Origin of the sequence: uncultured Senegalimassilia sp. (genome assembly GCF_934632265.1) — a bacterium.
Lineage (GTDB): Bacteria > Actinomycetota > Coriobacteriia > Coriobacteriales > Eggerthellaceae > Senegalimassilia.
In genome coordinates this window covers 1-3,411 of record NZ_CAKTYH010000163.1, presented here as the reverse complement: position 1 = coordinate 3,411, position 3,411 = coordinate 1, and the positions used below count along the sequence as shown (strand labels likewise).

Here is a 3,411-nt window from a genome sequence, read left to right as displayed (position 1 = left end):
CGCGGTGAGAAGCCGGCGCAGGTGTACTTGGTCTCCACCTCGAAATCCGAGCAGTCTCTGGCGCGCCTCGCCGCCATGGAACGCACCGACGACGGCTTCGAGCTGGCGAAATACGACTTGTCGTTGCGCCGCGAGGGCGATATCCTGGGCAACCGGCAAAGCGGTGCGAGCGCGCTCAAGCTCGTCAACATCGTGCGCGATGAGCGGGTCATCCAGGCCGCGCACGCCGATGCCGCGGCCATCATGGCCGCCGACCCCGTGCTTGCCGAGGCGGACCATCAGGCGCTCGCGCTCGAGCTTCGCCGAACGTTTCCCGAGCAGGCGCCCGCAAGATAGCAGATACGTTTCGGGCCCCGCCCTGTGCGAGGCCCGGTTCCAGAAAGAGGTAGGTATGAGGATCATCGCAGGTCAGTTCCGCGGCCGCACGCTGGCCGCACCAAAAGGCGACGGCACCCGTCCCACCACCGACCGCGTTCGCGAGTCGCTCATGAGCGCCGTGTTCAGCCAGCGCGGCGGCTTCGAGGACGCCGTGGTGCTCGACGCCTTCGCCGGCTCGGGCGCCCTTGGCCTGGAGGCCTTGTCGCGCGGCGCGGCACGCGCGGTGTTCTACGAGTGCGCCCCCGAGGCGGCAAAGGTGCTGCAGAAAAACGTGGCGAACCTGGGCCTCGAGCCCGCTCGCGCCACCGTCACGCGCGCCGACGTCATCGAGCGGGCGCCCCAGTTCTCCCGCCCGCCGTTCGACCTCATCTTCCTGGACCCGCCCTATGCCTACGACGCCATGGCGGTGCTCGGCATGGCGGCGGGGCTGGTGGAGCGCGGCGTGGCGGCCTGCGACGCCATCGTGGTCTACGAGCATTCGCTTTCCGGCAACGATGCTGCAGCTCTTGCCGCCGCCGAGCTGGGCTTCGAGCTTGCATCCCGCAAGAAGTACGGCGATACTACCGTGGACGTGCTGCGCGCCGGCGAGCGCGCCGCGTCCGATAACGACTAAGAAGGAGCAGCGTCATGAAACGCGCATTGACACCCGGCACGTTCGATCCCATCACCTCGGGGCATCTGGACGTCATCGCCCGCGCCTCCCAGCTGGTGGACGAGGTGGTGGTCGCCGTGGCCGATTCCCAGAAGAAAGGCCCTCTGTTCACGCTCGAGGAACGCGTCGAGCTGGTCCGTCAGGCAACCGAGCACCTGCCCAACGTGCGAGTGGAGCCTTTCAGGGGGCTGCTCGTCGATTTCGCCAAGGAGCTTGACGCCACCGTGGTGGTCAAGGGCCTGCGAGCCATCACCGACTTCGAGTACGAGTTCCAGATGACGGCCATGAACTACCAGCTCTCCCCGCAGCTGGAGACGCTGTTCATCATGTCCCCGCCGCAGTACATGTACCTGTCCAGCTCCATCGTGCGCGAGATATCGAAGATGGGCGGCGACATCCAGCAGTTCGTGCCGCCTTGCGTCTACGAGGCGCTCAAGAAGAAGTACGCGAACCTGCAGTAGGATGCCCGCATCGCCGGCGCATCGTATGTGCATGCTTTGTTCTTGAAGCGCAAGCGGTAGGCGGCATGCTATTATGGTTATCCGCATGCGTGGCCTTATGCCCGTGTGCCTAAACGCAGTTTTCAAACGCAGCAAGCCTGGGTGGAAGGATCATCATGGACGAAACAGGGGTTCTGGGGCTTTTGGAAGAGCTCTCGATTCTGCTTGAGGACTCTAAGCCGGTGTTCGGCAAGGGCAACCTGCGCCAGGTGGATATCGCTGCAGCTTTCGAGATCATGGACGAGATCCGCGACACGTTCCCGAGCGAGTTCTCCCAGTCCCGTCAGATCGTGCGCGAGCGCCAAAGCCTGCTCGATGACGCGGAGGCCGAGGCCAACCGCATGATCGAGGACGCGCGCAGCCAGGCGATGACCATCGCCTCCGAGCAGGAGATCGTGCGCATCTCCCAGCAGCAGGCCGACCAGTTGGTCGCCGACGCACGCGAGCTCGAGCGCCAAACGCGCGCCGGCGCGGAAGATTACGCCGACGAGGTGTTCGGCCATGTCGAGCAAAGCCTCGACACGCTGCTCAACAACGTGCGCCGCTGCCGCGATCGCCTCAACGCCAACGCAATGGCGCAGGGTCGCCAGTAATGGACGCCGTGAAGTTCGAGGTCCCGCCGGAGCTCTTCGTTACCACGGAGAGCTCCTCTTTTGCAGGGCAGCTCGCCCTGGGGGCGCTTGAGGCGGGTCCCGATACCTATACGTTCTCGCAGCCCGTCGACTGGAACGTCACCGTCACCAACACCGGCGACGCGCTTTTGGTCATGGGCAGCGCCCGCGGCACGGCAACGGTCGCGTGCGCCCGTTGCCTGGATGACTTCCAGGTTGACCTCAACGGGGAAGTGGAAGGGTACTTCCTGCTCTCCGAGGATGGTCCGGCGCCCGAGGATATGGACGACGACGAATTCGAGGTGCTCGGCGCCGATAAGATGCTCGATCTTGAGCCGCTCATCATCGCCGCGCTTCTTGTGGAGGCACCGCTCGTGCCCTTGTGCCGCGAGGATTGCGCAGGTTTGTGCGCGCAGTGCGGCGCCAACCTCAACGAGGGGCCGTGCGCGTGCTCGGCTCAGCCCGATGACGGCCTGCCGCGCATGTCCGACGGCCGCGTCAGCCCCTTCGCCGCGTTGAAGGACCTTGATCTGGGCGAGTAGCTGCCCGGATTATGGAACCTGCATGGGTTTGTGTGTGCGCAGCGAACAACCGCTTGCATGCGCATGAACACTTTGGTAGTATATCGCTTCGCGTGTTTACCAAGCGAACGAGCGAGCGCCACGCGCGCCCGACATAAAGCAAGGAGATAGATCATGGCAGTACCTAAGCAAAAAATGGGCCGCGCCCGCACTCATGCACGTCGTAGCACCAACGACAAGATCGCAGCCCCTTCCCGTTCCGTGTGCCCGCAGTGCGGCGAGGCTAAGCTTCCCCACCGCGTGTGCCCGAATTGCGGCTTCTACAAGAACCGCGAGGTCATCGAGACGGAGTAACGCCGTCGAAGCGTGCAATTGCAACTTGAAGCCTCTCTGCGGCGCCAATGGCGCAGAGAGGCTTTCTTGCGTTTAGCAGCGACGCCGCGCGCGCCGCGTTCAACGCCTGCTAGGGAAAGGGTGTCAGCATGACAGACAACGTCACCATCGCAGTGGATGCCATGGGCGGCGACAACGCCCCCGAGGTCGTGCTCGAGGGCGTCGCGGCGGCGCTTGCCGCCGACGAGGGGCTTACCGTGGTGCTCTGCGGCCCCGCCGACGTGGTCGAGCCGTTCGCCGCGCAGCATGCCCGCTGCCGTGCGCAGGTCGCCGCCGAGGTCATCGACATGGCCGAGCATCCCGCGCAGGCCGTGCGCAAGAAGAAGGACAGCTCCATCGTGGTGGGCTGCCGTCTG

Annotated in this window: 5 protein-coding genes and 2 pseudogenes; all 7 read left to right on the top strand. The window is 64.9% G+C overall.

Going from position 1 to position 3,411, the window contains the following annotated elements; translation table 11 throughout:
* Positions 1-336, top strand: a pseudogene (locus Q0H50_RS08995) (ATP-dependent DNA helicase RecG); the annotation flags it as partial.
* A gap of 55 nt (positions 337-391) precedes the next feature.
* Positions 392-991, top strand: a complete 600-nt coding sequence (gene rsmD, locus Q0H50_RS08990) for a 16S rRNA (guanine(966)-N(2))-methyltransferase RsmD (protein WP_294421588.1) — start codon at positions 392-394, stop codon at positions 989-991.
* A 14-nt stretch (positions 992-1,005) separates the two neighbouring features.
* Positions 1,006-1,491 carry a pantetheine-phosphate adenylyltransferase gene (coaD, locus tag Q0H50_RS08985; RefSeq protein ID WP_294421586.1) on the top strand — a complete coding sequence of 162 codons (486 nt, stop codon included), beginning with the start codon at positions 1,006-1,008 and terminating at the stop codon, positions 1,489-1,491.
* 155 nt (positions 1,492-1,646) lie between these two features.
* Entirely contained in the window at positions 1,647-2,123 is a 477-nt protein-coding gene (locus Q0H50_RS08980; RefSeq protein ID WP_042434524.1) for a hypothetical protein, read from the top strand.
* A complete protein-coding gene (locus Q0H50_RS08975) occupies positions 2,123-2,683 on the top strand; it encodes a DUF177 domain-containing protein (RefSeq protein WP_294421585.1) in 561 nt (186 codons plus the stop codon). Before Q0H50_RS08980 ends, Q0H50_RS08975 begins: the two co-directional genes overlap by 1 nt.
* 153 nt (positions 2,684-2,836) lie before the next feature.
* Entirely contained in the window at positions 2,837-3,016 is a 180-nt protein-coding gene (gene rpmF / locus Q0H50_RS08970; protein WP_294164335.1) for a 50S ribosomal protein L32, read from the top strand.
* A 128-nt stretch (positions 3,017-3,144) separates the two neighbouring features.
* Positions 3,145-3,411 (top strand): annotated as a pseudogene (locus tag Q0H50_RS08965) (phosphate--acyl-ACP acyltransferase); the annotation flags it as partial.

Coding starts and splice junctions, on each gene's coding strand:
- Q0H50_RS08980 (WP_042434524.1), top strand. CDS start 1,647: ATGGACGAAACAGGGGTTCTGGGGCTTTTGGAAGAGCTCTCGATTCTG.
- rsmD (WP_294421588.1), top strand. CDS start 392: ATGAGGATCATCGCAGGTCAGTTCCGCGGCCGCACGCTGGCCGCACCA.
- Q0H50_RS08975 (WP_294421585.1), top strand. CDS start 2,123: ATGGACGCCGTGAAGTTCGAGGTCCCGCCGGAGCTCTTCGTTACCACG.
- rpmF (WP_294164335.1), top strand. CDS start 2,837: ATGGCAGTACCTAAGCAAAAAATGGGCCGCGCCCGCACTCATGCACGT.
- coaD (WP_294421586.1), top strand. CDS start 1,006: ATGAAACGCGCATTGACACCCGGCACGTTCGATCCCATCACCTCGGGG.